The organism is Pseudobacteroides sp. (assembly GCF_036567765.1).
Lineage (GTDB): Bacteria > Bacillota > Clostridia > Acetivibrionales > DSM-2933 > Pseudobacteroides.
On sequence record NZ_DATCTU010000007.1, the window covers coordinates 41,078 to 56,123 of the forward strand.

Genomic DNA, 15,046 nt, shown 5'->3' on the forward strand with positions numbered 1-15,046 from the left:
TATTAATGTAAAAGAATGTATTTGAAACAAAGAAATGCTTTTTCTTAATGAAAGGATATGGTAAGAGCACACTATATAATTTAGTGGATTTCCTGGAGGGTAAAGGTGTTGGAGAGTATTAAGAGCAGTAAAAAGACAATTGGAATAAGACAGTCCCTTAAGGCAGTTGAAAATGGAATTGCCGGCACTGTCTATATAGCAAAGGATGCAGACGAAAAGGTGGTAAGAAACATAAAAGAATTATGTTCGGTAAGCAGTATTGAAATTGTTTATATTGATACTATGAAGCAGCTTGGAAAGGCATGTGGCATCGAAGTTGGGGCTGCAGTGGCCTGTGTTTTAAAATAGCAAACTGTGGAAATAGTTATTTATTATAATAATAAATTAATCATTGAAAGGAGGTGAAGTAATGCCAACGTTTAACCAGTTAGTAAGAAAAGGTAGACAGGTTGTTGAAAAGAAATCTACAGCACCCGCACTTCAAAAAGGATTCAATTCTTTGAAGAAGCAGCCTACAGATGCAAGTGCTCCTCAAAAGCGTGGAGTATGTACTGTTGTTAAAACTACTACTCCTAAGAAGCCTAACTCAGCTTTGAGAAAGGTTGCAAGGGTACGTTTGACAAACGGTATAGAAGTAACTGCTTATATTCCGGGTATAGGTCACAACCTGCAAGAGCACAGTGTTGTTCTCATCAGGGGAGGTAGGGTTAAGGACCTTCCAGGGGTTAGATATCATATTGTTAGAGGAACTCTTGATACTGCAGGTGTTGCAAAAAGAATGCAGTCACGTTCCAAATATGGTGCTAAGAGACCAAAAGCTGGAGCTGTTAAGAAATAAGGTTCGTACAATGTGCAGGCACGTAGTATGAAAAATGGTGCAGAGTACGTTGTTTATATATATATATATTTGCATGTACGAGCACTGGCGACGGCAAGGATTTTGCCGCGAGTACCTATGATATATTATCATAAGAAGGAGGGAAGCAAAGTGCCAAGAAAAGGACATATTCAAAAAAGAGATGTTCTGCCTGATCCGTTATTTAACGATAAGGTGGTTACAAAGCTTATAAATAATTTAATGCTTGATGGTAAAAAGGGAGTAGCTCAGAAAATTTGCTACGACGCTTTTGAAATAATTAAGAACAAAACAGGAAAAGACCCATTGGAAGTATTTGAGCAGGCGTTAAACAACATCATGCCTGTGCTCGAAGTTAAAGCTAGAAGGGTCGGAGGTGCTACTTATCAGGTTCCCATGGAAGTTAGGGCTGAAAGAAGACAAACCTTGGGATTAAGATGGTTGGTAAATTATGCTCGTGCAAGAGGCGAAAGAACAATGAGAGAAAGACTTGCAGGAGAAATAATGGATGCAACAAACAGCATAGGTTCAGCTTACAAGAAGAAGGAAGATACGCATAAAATGGCTGAAGCGAACAAAGCTTTTGCACATTACAGATGGTAAGAGTAAATTCAAAATGTATTCAATGTCCAAAATTTTGTTTCGATAAATCCTAATTTGGGCCCTATGGATATTTGAAAGGAAGGTTAAGATGCCCAGGCAATTTAGTCTAGAAAATACTAGAAACATTGGTATAATGGCACATATAGATGCTGGAAAGACTACAACGACTGAAAGAATTCTATTCTATACTGGTAGAACTCATAAAATCGGTGAAGTTCATGAAGGTGCGGCTACAATGGACTGGATGGAGCAGGAGCAGGAGAGAGGTATAACAATTACCTCTGCTGCTACAACAGCTCAGTGGAAAGGCAACAGGATAAATATCATTGATACACCGGGACACGTTGACTTCACAGTTGAAGTTGAAAGATCATTGCGTGTTCTTGACGGATCAGTTACATTGTTCTGTGCTAAAGGCGGCGTTGAGCCACAGTCAGAAACTGTTTGGAGACAGGCTGACAAATACAAAGTACCACGTATGGCTTATGTTAACAAGATGGACATCATGGGAGCAGACTTCTTTAACTGCATAAAAATGATGAAGGAAAGATTAGGCTCAAATGCTGTGCCTCTTCAGCTTCCTATCGGAAAAGAAGATAACTTCCAGGGCGTGGTAGATCTTGTATTAATGAAAGCATATATTTTCAAGGATGATTTGGGAAAAGTTATAGATGAAGTTGAGATACCTGAAGATATGAAGGATCTTGCTGACGAATATTATTCTATGTTAATGGAAAACGTGGCAGATCTTGATGAAGAAGTTATGATGAAGTATCTTGAAGGTGAAGAGATTAGTTTGGCAGAAGTGAAGGATTGCATAAGAAAGGCTACTATTGCTAATAAAATAGTTCCTGTACTTTGTGGATCTTCATACAAAAACAAGGGCGTTCAGCAGCTTTTGGATGCAGTTATTGACTACATGCCTTCACCACTTGATATTCCTGCTATAAAAGGTCTCGCAGTTGATGGAGAGCAGGAGATGGAAAGACCCGCAAACGATGAAGGTCCATTCTCTGCATTGGCATTTAAAATAATGACCGACCCATTCGTTGGTAAACTTTGCTTCTTCAGAGTTTACTCAGGTAAGCTAGGATCCGGTTCTTATGTATTAAATTCCACAAAAAATAAAAGAGAGCGTATAGGAAGAATACTTCAGATGCATGCTAATCACAGAGAGGAAATAGATACTGTTTATTCTGGTGATATAGCTGCAGCTATAGGCTTAAAGGATACTACTACTGGTGATACACTTTGTTCCGATGATGATCCTATTATTCTTGAATCAATGGAATTCCCAGAGCCTGTTATAAATGTCGCAATTGAGCCTAAAACAAAGGCTGGACAGGAAAAGATGGGTATTGCTTTATCAAAGCTTGCTGAAGAAGACCCCACATTCAAGACATATACAGACCCTGAAACCGGACAAACAATTATCGCAGGTATGGGAGAGCTCCATCTTGAAATCATTGTTGACCGTATGATGAGGGAGTTCAAAGTTGAGGCAAACGTTGGTAAACCTCAGGTTGCATATAAGGAAACAATCCGTAAACATGTTAAGGTTGAAGGTAAATTTGTTCGTCAGTCCGGTGGTAAAGGTCAGTACGGTCACTGTTGGATTGAAATCGAACCACAAGAGCCAGGTGCTGGGTACTTATTTGTTAATAAGATAGTCGGTGGAGCTATTCCAAAAGAATATATCCCGGCGATTGATGCAGGTATTCAGGAAGCAATGAATCACGGTGTTCTTGCAGGCTATGAGGTTCTTGACATCAAGGTTACTCTTATAGACGGTTCTTACCACGAAGTTGACTCGTCAGAAATGGCGTTTAAGATTGCAGGTTCAATGGCCTTCAAGGATGGATGTAAGAAGGCAAATCCAGTGCTTCTCGAGCCTATGATGAGAGTTGACGTAACAGTTCCTGAGGAGTACATGGGAGACGTTATCGGTGACTTGAACTCAAGAAGAGGAAGAATCGAAGGAATGGAAGCAAGAGGTGGAGCACAGGTTGTTAAATCATTTGTTCCCCTTTCAGAAATGTTCGGATATGCAACTACTTTGCGTTCAAGAACACAGGGTAGAGGAGTTTACTCCATGCAGTTTGACCATTATGAAGAAGTTCCTAAGAACATACAAGAAGGTATTTCTAAATCAAGAAATACAAACAACAATGAATAAGTGATTTTCTTCAGGGATAATCCCTGTTGATATACCAATAATTAAAGTAATTTATTAATTAAAGGAGGATTTTGCAATGGCAAAGGCTAAATTTGAAAGAAATAAACCCCACGTTAACATTGGAACAATTGGTCACGTTGACCACGGTAAGACATCATTAACAGCAGCTATCACTAAGGTTTTAGGTTTCTTGGGAAAAGCTAGCTATACAGCTTACGATCAGATCGATAAAGCTCCAGAAGAAAGAGAAAGAGGTATCACAATTTCAACAGCTCACGTTGAATATGAAACAGATAACAGACACTACGCTCACGTTGACTGCCCAGGCCATGCTGACTATGTTAAAAACATGATCACTGGTGCTGCTCAGATGGACGGTGCTATACTCGTTGTTTCAGCTGCTGATGGTCCTATGCCACAGACTAGAGAACACATTCTTCTCTCCCGTCAGGTTGGTGTGCCATACATAGTTGTTTTCTTAAACAAGTGTGATATGGTTGATGACGAAGAACTTATCGAGTTGGTTGAAATGGAATTAAGAGAACTCTTAACTTCATATGAATTCCCAGGTGATGATATTCCCATCGTTAGAGGTTCTGCATTAGTTGCTCTTGAATCAAATGCAACTGACGTAAATGCTCCAGAATATCAGCCAATAATGAAATTAATGGCTGAAGTTGATACTTTCATACCTACACCTGAAAGACCAACAGACAAACCTTTCCTTATGCCTGTCGAAGATGTTTTCTCAATCACAGGTCGTGGAACAGTTGCTACTGGTAGGGTTGAAAGAGGTATATTGAAGGTTGGAGACGAAGTTGAACTCATCGGTTTGGCTGAAGAATCCAAGAAGGTTGTTGTAACTGGTGTTGAAATGTTCAGAAAGCTTCTTGATCAAGCTGTTGCTGGGGACAACATCGGAGCTCTCTTAAGAGGTATCCAGAGAAATGAAATCGAAAGAGGTCAGGTATTGGCTAAACCAGGTTCAGTTAAACCTCATACTCATTTCGAATCACAGGTTTACGTTTTAACAAAAGAAGAAGGTGGAAGACATACTCCTTTCTTCAATGGTTATAGACCACAGTTCTACTTCAGAACTACAGACGTTACTGGTGTTGCTGAATTACCAGCAGGAACAGAAATGTGTATGCCTGGTGACCACATCACAATGGTAATTAAGCTCATCGCTCCTATAGCTATGGAAGAAGGCTTAAGATTCGCTATCCGTGAAGGTGGTAGAACAGTAGGTTCTGGTACAGTTTCAAAGATCATAGAATAATATTTTCTATAAAAGTAAATTTTAGGATATTTGCTTAGCAAATTCCTCAATAAAAGCCGGGGTTATGCCCCGGCTTTTATACTTTAATATCAAAAAGTTTGTTCAAAATCCAGCAAATCCCCGATTTCAGTGCTTGATACATCAATTGTTCCCACTGGAAGTTCAATTGTACTCTTGGCACTTCTGACAATTCCCGATACTCTCCATGGCGGTATAGCTTTTATTAAGTGAACTACCTTCATAGAATCATCAATAAAAATAATATCCAGAGAAAACTTCATAAAGCACATATGGATTGAATTGCATTTTGTAAGAAGCAACCCACTTCCTGAAGGTAGCTCCCTTTTGGCCATAAGTCCGGAGAACCGCTTTATAAAGCTGTCTGCAACCGCCAGATTGCTAGATATTATGGTACCTTTGCTTTTATTTATAAGCTTCATTGTAAATTCCTACTTTCTTTTATTATATATGAAATAATCTAAAATCCTTTTAATAAATATCGGATTTTTTATAAAAAGAGATAATTTTACTCTAATAGAGGTAAATAAATATATCAAAAAATTCAGACATTAATAAAAAAAAGGCGTATAATAGTATATAACAATTAAATTGAAAGGAGGTGTGGTTTTGTGGACTCGTCTGTCAGTGATATTGAGCTGGTTAACAGGTGTATTAAAGGGAATCAGGATTCATTCTCAGAGCTGGTGAGCAGATACAAGAGGCTAGTTTTTAAAGTAGTGTACAATGTTATGAATAATGAGCAAGAAGTTAATGATATATCACAAGAGGTGTTTTTAAAGGTTTACAAAAATCTTAAGGCCTATAACCCGGAATACAAGTTTTCCACTTGGATTGTAAAGATAGCCACAAACCACTGCCTGGATATTGTGCGGAAAAAGAAGGTTGATTCTCTGCCAATTGACGAAGCTATAGATGTTCCTAATAAAAGCGATACCCCTGAGGAACTTTATATAAAGAAGGAAAAAGTTGAGAAGATTAGAGAAGCTATATCGGAACTGCCAGAAAAATACAGAGTTCCAATTATACTTTTTCACCAAAACGGCTTATCATATGAAGAGATGACTAATGTTATGAATGAACCAATAACCATTATAAAAAATAGATTGTACAGGGCAAGATTAATGTTAAAGGGTAAACTGGTACCGGAAGGAAAGGAGGGAGCTCTATGAGTTGCGAAAAATTCAGTGATCTGCTAATGAAATTCTTTGATGGAAATATAAGCACCGCAGAAGACGGAAGCTTGAAGGAACATATTAAATCCTGTGTCAGCTGTAGAACTGAGTTTGACAGCCTCAATGAGATCTTTAACTGCTATGAAGAGGATAATACAGTGGAGCCCCCGGAAGGATTCGAAGCCTCTGTAATGGAGAAGGTCAATGAGTATGAAAACCAGAGGCGTAAAAGAGTAGACAGATACTTTATGATTATATATGGTGCCACATTTGTAGTGCTTGGAGTAATTTCAATGTTTCTTCTCATATATTTGAGAAACGGATCTATACTTGGTGCATCTGTTAAAAATGAAGGGCTAGGAGAGGTTTTCTGGGGAATTGTTTTCTTTGTATATAGCCTGGTTAAAACTATTTCTCCTATACTAAAGGATAGCATAAATAGTTATGCTAACTACTACTTATTTGCTATAAGCTTATTAGTTTATCTAGTTATTCAAAAAAGCATTGTTGAGAAGAGAAATAGAGAAAAGACTGCACAAACTCCTGAAAACAACTAATTTTACTGGTAAAACAGCATATTAATAGCCTGTACTCTAGGCAGGTTATTAATATGCTGTTTTATTTATGAAATCCTTAAATTTAGAAATAAAGGATTTGCTTTTTAAAAATTTCTGCTATAATTAATATGACTAATGATATAGACATTGATATTTGATGGGTTTTGTATGGATTAAAAGGAAGTAATCAGTAGATTACTAGAATTTATGTAAGTTATATAATGTACAAAAGAACTTTAAGGAGGCTATATATAAATGATATCAAAAGAAGTTGTAATAAAGAATCAGTCGGGTCTTGATTCAAAACAGGCAGCTATGTTCATTCAAAAGGCATCCAATTTCAAGTCCGGTATATGGATTGAAAAGGGAGAAAGAAAGGCTAATGCCAAAAGCTTATTGGGAATGTTGTCGTTGGGAATAGGAAGCGGAACAAAAATTATACTGATAGCTGATGGTGAGGATGAACAGTCAGCAATATCAGATTTGGAGAAATATTTAACAGCAGGTTTGGTTGAAGGGGCCTGATAATGGAGAAGGTCCTATTAAACGGAATGCCTGTTTCAAATGGGACAGGTGTTGGTAAGTTATATACATTTGAATATACAAATATTGAAATAAACAAGGGCAAAATTAAAGAAAGTCTTATAAATGAGGAAATAATAAGGCTTGAGGTTGCAATCGACAAGACTCTTATAGAGATTTGCGATCTTAGCAATGACCTGCGTCAAAGACTTGAGGCAGAGGACAATCTTATATTTGAGGCTTATAAGACAATTTTGGAAGATAAGTATTTTATCAGTGAGATAAAAGACTTGATCCATGTAAAAAAGATTTTTGCCGAAAACGCCGTTGACATGTGCATAAACAGTTATGTAAATGTTATCGAGATAAGTGATAATGATTATGCAAAGCAAAGTATTATAGATATAAAAGAGATCGGAAGCAGGATAATTAGAAATATTATGGGTGGAAAGACAGTCAAACATCACTTGGATGATATAGACAGCAAGTGTATTATCGGAATAAAGTGTCTTACACCATGGCTTGCGGCTGCCCTTGGGAAAAGGAATGTTACAGGAGTTGTAGCAGAAGAAGGTGCAGCTTATTTTTCCCATGCAGCCATTATATTAAGAGGTCTCGGAGTGCCTCTTATGAATAATGTTCCTTATGATTTGATTACTAAGTCAAATAATCGGTCTGCCATTCTTGACTGTAACAATGGAATACTTATTATTAATCCTGATAAAAAGGAAATTTCAGAATATAAGGAATTGTATAAAAGCAAGATGTTTGGACTGGGTGCCTTTTTCAGGAAGAGGAACACGCATGCTGAGACGGTTGATAATAAGAGAATAGCTATCATGGCCAATATTGGAAATTTTGACGAGTGCGATATTGCAGTCCGCAATTTATCAGATGGTATAGGGCTGGTAAGGACAGAAGTTTTATTCATCAATTCAAAGGAAATGCCTGATGATAAAAAGCAGCTTGCCGCATATTCCAAAATAGTAAAGAAAATCAGGCCTGAGCCTGTTGTTATTAGGACATTGGATGCAGGCCATGATAAGATATTTTCAGGGTTTACTTCAAAAATGTCCATAAAAAAGGAGGGGTTAAGGGGAATAAGATTTTCCCTTTCCCAGAAGGAAATATTTATTCAGCAAATTAGTGCCATAGTCCATTCAGCATTGCTCGGAGAGGTTGGCATTATGTTTCCTATGGTAAATAGTGCTGATGATATCCTTAAAGCTAAAGAAATTATTAGTAATATAATAAATGGCATGGATGAGAAAAGCCGTACAAAAGTAAACCTGAGGATTGGTGCCGTTATTGAAAACAGAACAGGTATAGAAAATATTGAAAGCATATTGGATGAGGTTGATTTTATAAGCATCGGTACCAATGATTTGCTTCAGGAAATGCAGGGAGCCAGTCGCAAACATTTGTCAGAGAGTGACAAATTATATCTGAATCCTGATTTTCTCATGGCAGTCAAATACTGCTGTATGAAATCCCACGATAAAGGAAAACCTGTTAGTGTTTGCGGTGAGATTGCGGCAGATATTTCAGCTGCAATACTGCTTATAGGCATGGGTGTGGACGGATTAAGCGTACATCCTGCAAAAGTAACTGCACTTAAGGATATTATAAGAAAAATCAGCTACAAAGATAGTAAAGAGGTTTTAGAGGCGGCTCTTCAAAAGCTTGATGAGCATCAGGTATCTGAGATGATGGATGAGTGGCTGAAAAAACATTTTTAATGCCTAGGAACTACGAAGTTTTATATATGGGAGTAATAATATGTTCAATATCCAGGAAGAGTTAAAAAAAATGCCCGATAAACCGGGCGTTTATATTATGAAGGATGAAAATGAACAAATTATTTATATTGGTAAGGCAGTTGTTCTTAAAAACAGGGTAAGGCAATACTTTCAATCTTCAGCCAACATGCCGCCCAAAGTTAAAGCAATGGTAGCAAGGATTGCAGAATTTGAGTATATTGTTACAAACTCTGAGCTCGAGGCACTTATACTTGAATGTAATCTTATTAAAAAGCATAAGCCAAAATTTAATATTTTGCTTAAGGATGATAAAACCTATCCCTATATTAAGGTAACTATGAATGAAGAATACCCAAGGGTGCTGATGACTAGAAGACTTGAGAAGGATGGTGCCAAATACTTCGGTCCTTACTCTAATGTGTCTGCTGTTAGGGAAACTATCGATTTATTAAAGAAGCTTTTTCCTATAAAGACATGCAACAAAGTTTTCCCAAGGGATGTAGGGAAAGAAAGGCCCTGCCTCAATTATTATATTTATCAATGCCTTGGACCATGCATGGGTAATGTCAACAAAGAGGATTACAGGAACCTGATGAAGGATATATGCAGCTTTCTTGCCGGTAAGCATGATGAGGTTATAGCAAAGCTCGAGAAGCAAATGAATGGGCTGGCTGAGAATCTTGATTTCGAAAAAGCTGCAAGCCTCCGGGACAAGATAAGAGGGCTTAAGCATGTAGCAGAAAAGCAAAAGGTTCTCTCTACTGCGATGGAGGATCAGGACGTAATAGCTTATGCCAAAAATGAGACCGACTCCTGCATTCAGGTGTTCTTTATAAGAGGCGGAAAGCTTCTCGGCAGGGAGCACTTCATATTTGAGGGTGTTGGAGAGGTTGAGGACAAGGAGCTTATAACCTCATTTGTGAAACAGTTTTACAGTGCCACTTCATTTATTCCTCAGGAAATACTTTTGCAAGAAGATATTGATGAGATTAACATCATTGAGAAGTGGCTTGCGGATAAAAGATCCGGTAAAGTATATATAAAGGTTCCAAGAAAAGGCGACAAACACAAGTTGATAGAAATGGTCTCTCAGAATGCAATGTTGGCTTTAAATCAATTCAGGGATAAAGTAGCAAGGGACGAGGCCATGTCTAAGGATGGTCTTAAGGAACTGGCGAGTCTTGTAAGCCTTAAGGAGCCTCCTCAGAGGATAGAGGCCTATGATATATCAAATACCGGTACTTCGGAAATTGTTGCCTCCATGGTTGTATTTGAAAACGGTCACCCTGCAAACCGAGAATATAGAAGGTTTAAAATAAAATCGGTGGAAGGACAGAATGATTACGGGAGTATGCAGGAGACCATTTTCAGAAGGTTCAAACCAAGGTTGGAAGAGGATTCCAAACACAGCAGCAAGTTCTCCAAAATGCCTGATCTCATATTGATTGATGGAGGACTTGGGCATATCAATGCCGTAAAAGAGGTTATGAATAAGATGAATATTGATATACCGGCATATGGCATGGTAAAGGATGACAAACACAAAACCAGGGCTTTGATGTCTCAGGCCGGGGAAATCAGCTTTGGTAAGGATATAAACGCATTCAGGCTTGTAACAGCCATTCAGAATGAAGCACATAGATTTGCTGTTGACTATAATAAGAAGCTTAGGGAAATGAGATACCGTAAATCGGCGTTGGATGAGGTGCCGGGAATAGGACCTAAGAGGAAAAAGGCACTTATCAAACATTTTGGCTCAGTAAGTAAAATCAAAGAAGCACAGGTGGATGACCTTGAGGCTGTTGAGGGTATTACCAATGCTGTAGCCGTAAAAATATATGAATACTTTCACTAAAAACAAAGGGGAAAACAAGTTTGACTATTTATGCTATTTCAGATCTTCATTTGGCTATATCCATAGATAAACCAATGGATGTGTTTGGCTGGAAGTGGTCCAATTATATGGAGAAGCTTAAAGTCAACTGGTCGGATACAGTCACTGACGAGGATTTTGTGATTATTCCGGGGGATATTTCCTGGGCAACTTATATCGAACAGGCTAAAGAGGATTTTGAGTTTATTGAAAACCTTCCCGGAAGGAAAATTATTTCCAAAGGCAATCATGACTATTGGTGGACAACACACAGCAAGCTGCAGCAATTTGTTTTGTCTAATGGGTTTAAAACAATAGAATTTATGCAAAATAACAGCTATGATCTGGGCAGTATGATTGTGTGCGGCACAAGAGGATGGATAAGTCCCGGTGATGACGGCTTCAGCAGCGAAGACCGCAAGATATACAGCAGAGAGCTGCAGAGGCTGGAGTTATCCCTTAAAAGTGCTCCTATTGAAGATGGAAAATTTATAGTTGTTGCCATGCACTATCCGCCCTTTAACTCAAAGAAGGAGCCTACAGACTTTGTAGATTTAATGGCACAATATAAAGTTAATCTCTGTTTATACGGTCATTTGCATGGAGAAAGTTATAGAAACGCTGTAGTTGGGAACAATAATGGATTGGAGTTTAAATTAATATCCGCGGATTATCTTGATTTTAAACCGCTGAAATTGTAACAAGCCAGTGATGACATTTAAAATAATAAAATTTTCATGTGTTATTATTGGAATTTGATAAAATTTTATGTTATAATGTATTGACTGTTTTAAAGGTGCATATTATATGAATTCCTGGAGAATTCGATGACTAAAAATATTGTTTATTGCCGGTTTTCTTGGCAGTTATCTGCAAATTTACTGGTGCTGATAAAATATTACATATAATGGGAGGATTAGTGTTAAGATGAACGTAAAGATTGAGAATATCGAAAAGAATGTTATTCAACTAGAAATTGAGGTGGATGCAGACAAATTTGAAGAAGGTATGCAAAAATCCTTTTTAAAGAATGCATCAAAATTCAATGTACAGGGCTTTAGAAAGGGTAAGGCACCTAGACATATAGTAGAGAGAGCATATGGTGAAGGCGTATTGTATGAAGATGCAATAAACATAATCTGTCCGGAAGCATATGAGGCAGCTGTTATTGAAAACAACATCGACCCTGTAGACAAACCGGAAGTGGATATAAAGCAAATTGGCAGCGGACAAAATCTTATTTTTACTGCAAAGGTCACAGTTAAGCCTGAAGTTGAGTTAGGCGAATATAAAGGAATTGAAGTTCAGAAGGTTGAAGCAAATGTTACAGATGAAGATGTGGAAACTGAATTTAAAGCAATAGTTGAAAAAAGTGCAAGAATAGTTTCAGTTGAAGATAGAGTAATACAAGATGGAGACATTGCGGTTATAGATTTTGAAGGATTTATTGATGATGTTGCTTTTGAAGGCGGCAAAGGTGATAATTACAGTCTTAAGATCGGGTCAGGTCAATTTATACCTGGGTTTGAAGAGCAGCTTATCGGTGCTAAAGCAGGGGATGAAGTGGATGTTAATGTTTCTTTTCCTGAAAACTACGGTAAGGAAGAGTTAGACGGCAAAGCAGCACTCTTTAAAGTCAAAGTCAACGATGTCAAGGTAAAGGAATATCCTGAAATTGACGATGAGTTTGCACAGGATATAAGTGAGTTTGATACGTTAGCTGAGTACAAGGAAGACTTAAAGAAGAAAATCATTGAGAAAGCTGAAAAAAATGCAAAGCATGAAACTGAAACAGCTTTATTGGATAAAATAACAGAAAGCACAACTGTTGATATTCCTGAAGTAATGATAAACCAACAAATAGATGTATTGATACGTGATTTTGATATGAGACTGAGGTACCAAGGTCTTGATATTAACAGATACATGGCTGCATATGGTATTTCCCAGGAAGCTATTATCGAGCAGTTCAGATCAAGAGCCGAGAAGGATGTTTTAAACCAGTTGGTAATTGATAAAATAGCTGTTATAGAAAAGATAGAAGCAACAGAAGAAGAATTAGACGAAGAAATTAAGAAACTTGCAGGAAATTATAAGCAGGATGAGGAAGAATTTAAGAAACATTTAAAAGAAGACGATATAGAATATATTAAAAAAGATTTGATAGTTGTAAAAACCATTAATTTCCTTATGGAAAACGCAAAGCTGGTTTAATAAGTCTGCTAAATTTGATTTTAATAAAAATTAATTTTTAATCGAACCATAAGTGGGAAATAATATAATATAACAAAAAAGGAGGCCAACGTAATGAGTCTTGTTCCAATAGTTGTAGAACAAACTAACCGTGGTGAGAGGTCATATGATATTTATTCAAGACTTCTAAAGGATAGGATAATAGTTTTAAGTGATGAAGTAAATGATGTTACTGCAAGTCTTATAGTTGCACAAATGCTCTTCCTGGAAGCGGAAGATCCGGACAAGGATATACAGTTTTATATAAACAGTCCAGGAGGATCGGTTACTGCCGGGTTTGCAATATATGATACAATGCAGCATGTTAGGCCTGATATTTCTACTATATGTGTCGGTATGGCCGCAAGTATGGGAGCGTTTTTATTATCGGCAGGAACAAAAGGAAAGAGGTTTGCACTTCCTAATGCAGAAATTATGATACATCAGCCTTTAGGCGGTGTCCGCGGGCAGGCAACTGATATAAAGATTCATACAGAATGGCTGCTCAAAATTAAAAGCAAGCTTAACAGGATCTTAAGCGAGAATACAGGCAAACCACTTGATGTTATAGAAAAAGATGTTGAAAGAGACTTTTTCATGTCGGCAGAAGATGCAAAAGCATACGGCTTAGTGGACGAAGTTATGCATAGAAGATAATGAATGAGGTGGAATGATGTCCAGATATGATGAAAAGAAGCAGCTTAAATGTTCATTCTGCGGCAAAACTCAGGAACAGGTCAAGAGGCTGGTGGCAGGTCCTGGGGTATATATTTGCGATGAGTGTATAGAATTATGCTCCGAAATTATCGAAGAAGAATTTGAAGATATAAAAGCAGATACTGATCTTAGCGAAATACCCAAACCAAAGGATATAAAAGCCATTTTGGACCAATATGTAATAGGTCAGGAAGGGGCTAAAAAATCCTTATCTGTTGCTGTTTACAACCATTACAAAAGGATTGGTTCGGATTTAAAAAGCAACGATACTGAATTGCAGAAGAGTAATATTGTGATGCTTGGTCCTACAGGATCAGGGAAGACGCTTCTTGCTCAGACTCTGGCAAGGATACTGAATGTGCCTTTTGCGATAGCAGATGCTACTTCATTGACTGAAGCAGGGTACGTTGGGGAAGATGTTGAAAACATACTTCTCAAATTGATACAGGCTGCAGACTATGACATTGAAAAGGCTGAGAAGGGTATAATTTATATTGATGAAATTGATAAGATTGCCAGGAAATCTGAAAACCCGTCTATTACAAGAGATGTTAGCGGTGAGGGTGTTCAACAGGCTCTTTTGAAAATCCTTGAAGGTACGGTAGCTTCTGTTCCGCCTCAGGGAGGAAGAAAGCATCCCCATCAGGAGTTTATTCAGATTGATACCACAAATATTTTGTTTATTTGTGGAGGTGCTTTTGATGGTATCGATAAGATTATACAAAACAGAATCGGCAAAAAGTCATTAGGTTTTGGAGCAAAAATCGAAACAGCCAAGGAAAAGGATGTTAGCAACATCCTGCAGAGCATTTTACCGCAGGATCTTTTAAAGTTCGGATTAATTCCCGAGTTTGTAGGAAGACTTCCTGTTGTAGTAAAGCTGCATCCTCTTGACAAAGCTGCTCTGGTACAGATTCTCACAGAGCCCAAGAATGCTCTTATCAAGCAGTACCAAAAGCTCTTTGAGATGGATGACGTAATTCTGGAGTTTGAGGCAGATGCCCTGGATGCCGTTGCAGAAAAGGCTATAGCAAGAAATACAGGTGCAAGAGGATTAAGAGCAATTCTGGAAGAAATAATGCTGGATGTCATGTATGATATTCCATCCTCTACCAACGTTGAAAAATGTACCATAGGCAGGGACTCCGTTGAAAATAACGGGGCACCGGCAATTGTGATCAATGAGAATAAAAAGCCTCTAAAAAAAACATCGGGAAAGAAGTCTCGAATGAAAAGGGAATCGGTATCATAGACCTTAATTAATAGAAACCTATAAAG

15 protein-coding genes are annotated in these 15,046 nt (G+C 37.8%); 14 read left to right on the forward strand and 1 reads right to left on the reverse strand.

The window, feature by feature from the left end:
* Positions 1 to 105 precede the first annotated feature (105 nt).
* From VIO64_RS01450 to tuf, 5 genes are all read left to right on the forward strand, one after another.
* Positions 106 to 348, forward strand: a complete 243-nt coding sequence (locus tag VIO64_RS01450) for a ribosomal L7Ae/L30e/S12e/Gadd45 family protein (RefSeq protein WP_331914505.1) — start codon at positions 106 to 108, stop codon at positions 346 to 348.
* A 61-nt stretch (positions 349 to 409) separates the two neighbouring features.
* Positions 410 to 838, forward strand: coding sequence for a 30S ribosomal protein S12 (gene rpsL, locus VIO64_RS01455; RefSeq protein WP_331914507.1), 429 nt, complete (start codon positions 410 to 412; stop codon positions 836 to 838).
* A gap of 150 nt (positions 839 to 988) precedes the next feature.
* Complete coding sequence (rpsG, locus tag VIO64_RS01460; RefSeq protein ID WP_331914509.1) at positions 989 to 1,459, forward strand: 30S ribosomal protein S7; 471 nt, start codon at positions 989 to 991, stop codon at positions 1,457 to 1,459.
* Between the two features lie 88 nt (positions 1,460 to 1,547).
* On the forward strand, positions 1,548 to 3,635 hold the full coding sequence (gene fusA, locus VIO64_RS01465) for an elongation factor G (protein ID WP_331914511.1): 2,088 nt from the start codon (positions 1,548 to 1,550) through the stop codon (positions 3,633 to 3,635).
* Positions 3,636 to 3,711: 76 nt separating this feature from the next.
* Positions 3,712 to 4,914, forward strand: a complete 1,203-nt coding sequence (gene tuf / locus VIO64_RS01470; RefSeq protein WP_331914513.1) for an elongation factor Tu — start codon at positions 3,712 to 3,714, stop codon at positions 4,912 to 4,914.
* Between the two features lie 89 nt (positions 4,915 to 5,003).
* Here tuf and VIO64_RS01475 read toward each other — a convergent pair whose 3' ends face one another.
* Entirely contained in the window at positions 5,004 to 5,354 is a 351-nt protein-coding gene (locus VIO64_RS01475; RefSeq protein WP_331914515.1) for a DUF192 domain-containing protein, read from the reverse strand.
* A 189-nt stretch (positions 5,355 to 5,543) separates the two neighbouring features.
* Here VIO64_RS01475 and VIO64_RS01480 point away from each other — a divergent pair, with 189 nt between their 5' ends.
* The 9 genes from VIO64_RS01480 to clpX all read left to right on the forward strand — a co-directional run bounded on the left by VIO64_RS01480 (position 5,544) and on the right by clpX (position 15,020).
* Positions 5,544 to 6,104 carry an RNA polymerase sigma factor gene (locus VIO64_RS01480; protein ID WP_331914517.1) on the forward strand — a complete coding sequence of 187 codons (561 nt, stop codon included), beginning with the start codon at positions 5,544 to 5,546 and terminating at the stop codon, positions 6,102 to 6,104.
* The gene (locus VIO64_RS01485; RefSeq protein ID WP_331914519.1) at positions 6,101 to 6,664 is read left to right on the forward strand and encodes a zf-HC2 domain-containing protein; all 564 of its coding nucleotides are present in this window, start codon (positions 6,101 to 6,103) and stop codon (positions 6,662 to 6,664) included. The genes VIO64_RS01480 and VIO64_RS01485 overlap by 4 nt, the downstream gene beginning before the upstream one ends.
* A 255-nt stretch (positions 6,665 to 6,919) precedes the next feature.
* Positions 6,920 to 7,189 (forward strand): HPr family phosphocarrier protein, encoded by a 270-nt coding sequence (locus VIO64_RS01490; RefSeq protein ID WP_331914521.1) that lies wholly within the window; start codon positions 6,920 to 6,922, stop codon positions 7,187 to 7,189.
* Positions 7,190 to 7,191: 2 nt separating this feature from the next.
* A complete protein-coding gene (gene ptsP / locus VIO64_RS01495; protein WP_331914523.1) occupies positions 7,192 to 8,925 on the forward strand; it encodes a phosphoenolpyruvate--protein phosphotransferase in 1,734 nt (577 codons plus the stop codon).
* A 40-nt stretch (positions 8,926 to 8,965) separates the two neighbouring features.
* Entirely contained in the window at positions 8,966 to 10,801 is a 1,836-nt protein-coding gene (gene uvrC, locus VIO64_RS01500) for an excinuclease ABC subunit UvrC (RefSeq protein ID WP_331914525.1), read from the forward strand.
* Between the two features lie 20 nt (positions 10,802 to 10,821).
* Positions 10,822 to 11,520, forward strand: coding sequence for a metallophosphoesterase (locus VIO64_RS01505; protein ID WP_331914527.1), 699 nt, complete (start codon positions 10,822 to 10,824; stop codon positions 11,518 to 11,520).
* Between the two features lie 226 nt (positions 11,521 to 11,746).
* Complete coding sequence (gene tig / locus VIO64_RS01510; protein WP_331914529.1) at positions 11,747 to 13,033, forward strand: trigger factor; 1,287 nt, start codon at positions 11,747 to 11,749, stop codon at positions 13,031 to 13,033.
* Between the two features lie 69 nt (positions 13,034 to 13,102).
* Positions 13,103 to 13,708: an ATP-dependent Clp endopeptidase proteolytic subunit ClpP gene (gene clpP / locus VIO64_RS01515; protein ID WP_331914819.1), complete on the forward strand. Its 606-nt coding sequence runs from the start codon at positions 13,103 to 13,105 to the stop codon at positions 13,706 to 13,708.
* Between the two features lie 16 nt (positions 13,709 to 13,724).
* Entirely contained in the window at positions 13,725 to 15,020 is a 1,296-nt protein-coding gene (gene clpX / locus VIO64_RS01520; protein WP_331914821.1) for an ATP-dependent Clp protease ATP-binding subunit ClpX, read from the forward strand.
* Positions 15,021 to 15,046 lie beyond the last annotated feature (26 nt).

What these genes read in the sequence shown, in the direction of transcription:
- ptsP (WP_331914523.1), top strand. Translation starts at nt 7,192, where the DNA reads ATGGAGAAGGTCCTATTAAACGGAATGCCTGTTTCAAATGGGACAGGT.
- tuf (WP_331914513.1), top strand. Translation starts at nt 3,712, where the DNA reads ATGGCAAAGGCTAAATTTGAAAGAAATAAACCCCACGTTAACATTGGA.
- uvrC (WP_331914525.1), top strand. Translation starts at nt 8,966, where the DNA reads ATGTTCAATATCCAGGAAGAGTTAAAAAAAATGCCCGATAAACCGGGC.
- rpsL (WP_331914507.1), top strand. Translation starts at nt 410, where the DNA reads ATGCCAACGTTTAACCAGTTAGTAAGAAAAGGTAGACAGGTTGTTGAA.
- VIO64_RS01485 (WP_331914519.1), top strand. Translation starts at nt 6,101, where the DNA reads ATGAGTTGCGAAAAATTCAGTGATCTGCTAATGAAATTCTTTGATGGA.
- VIO64_RS01475 (WP_331914515.1), bottom strand. Translation starts at nt 5,354, where the DNA reads ATGAAGCTTATAAATAAAAGCAAAGGTACCATAATATCTAGCAATCTG.
- clpX (WP_331914821.1), top strand. Translation starts at nt 13,725, where the DNA reads ATGTCCAGATATGATGAAAAGAAGCAGCTTAAATGTTCATTCTGCGGC.
- fusA (WP_331914511.1), top strand. Translation starts at nt 1,548, where the DNA reads ATGCCCAGGCAATTTAGTCTAGAAAATACTAGAAACATTGGTATAATG.
- tig (WP_331914529.1), top strand. Translation starts at nt 11,747, where the DNA reads ATGAACGTAAAGATTGAGAATATCGAAAAGAATGTTATTCAACTAGAA.
- VIO64_RS01490 (WP_331914521.1), top strand. Translation starts at nt 6,920, where the DNA reads ATGATATCAAAAGAAGTTGTAATAAAGAATCAGTCGGGTCTTGATTCA.